1 protein-coding gene is annotated in these 954 nt (G+C 64.8%); it reads left to right on the top strand.

All coding sequences use genetic code 11. From position 1 onward, the window contains the following. Positions 1–115: 115 nt before the first annotated feature. On the top strand, positions 116–954 hold an 839-nt coding region (locus ACY34I_RS40495), incomplete at its 3' end, for a hypothetical protein (RefSeq protein WP_462760845.1).

Below are 954 nucleotides of genomic sequence, written 5' to 3' on the forward strand. Positions count from 1 at the left end.
GTTGCCTGGCAGCCCGGCCGCGTTTGTGTGGGGTCCTGGGAAGGGCTCGTTCTCGGCTGGTGTGGGCGTGGGGGCCGTGTCGTCTTCGGGGTGGGCGGCGGGTGTGGAGCCGTCTGTGGAGGTGGCGAAGGGCGGTGGTTGGCGTGTGTCGTATCGGAGTTCGGCAAGTTTGCCGGCTTGGGACGAGATGACGCATGTGTTTACTGATCGGTTTATGTGGCTGGGTAAGGAGCCGTTGCGGTTGGTGCCGACGCCGGGGGAGGTTCGTCCTTTCCGGGTGGAGCATGCGGGGAAGGATGCGGGGGAGCGGGTCTTCGTCGATTATTGGGCGCATCGTGAGTCGGGGACGGTGGTGTTCCGTCTGCGTTTGAAGCCTGATGCGGATGTGACGAAGGATGCGATTCTGCGCACGTTGGGTGCTGTTGAGCAGTGGGTGGTGGAGACCAACCGGGCTGTGGGGGTTGGGGGTGGGCCGCGGGTCGAGGTGGTGTTCGATCCGGTGCCCCAGAGGGATGTCCGGACGCGGGTGCGGCTCAGCCGTAAAGGTAGTGCTCTGCAGGAGAGCGAGGATGTGTGGGTCAGTGCTGATGGGTCGGCGGGTCGGCACACGCAGGGCCGTTGGTTTGAGGGTCTTCCTCCTGGCTGGTATGGGCATGAGCTCAAGCATTACGCTGGGATTCCGCACCCTGATTCGCCTGATGCTTTCCTGAAGAGGACCGGGCCGGTCGGTGATGCTCGTCTCCACGCGCCTGGGTTCACCGACTGGGAGATCCGCGAGTTTCTGGCGGTGAAGGAGTCGTTTGTGGCTCCCACGTTGGCGCGGCCGGTTGGGTCGTCCGGGGCGGAGTCGTCCGGGTCAGAGTCGTCCGGGTCAGAGTCAGAGTCTGAGTCTGAGTCTTTGGACCTGTCGTCCCGTTCGTTGCCTGGTCGGCCGGCGGCGATGGAATGGGGCCC

This window comes from Micromonospora sp. RTBAU3-60 (assembly GCF_054963695.1).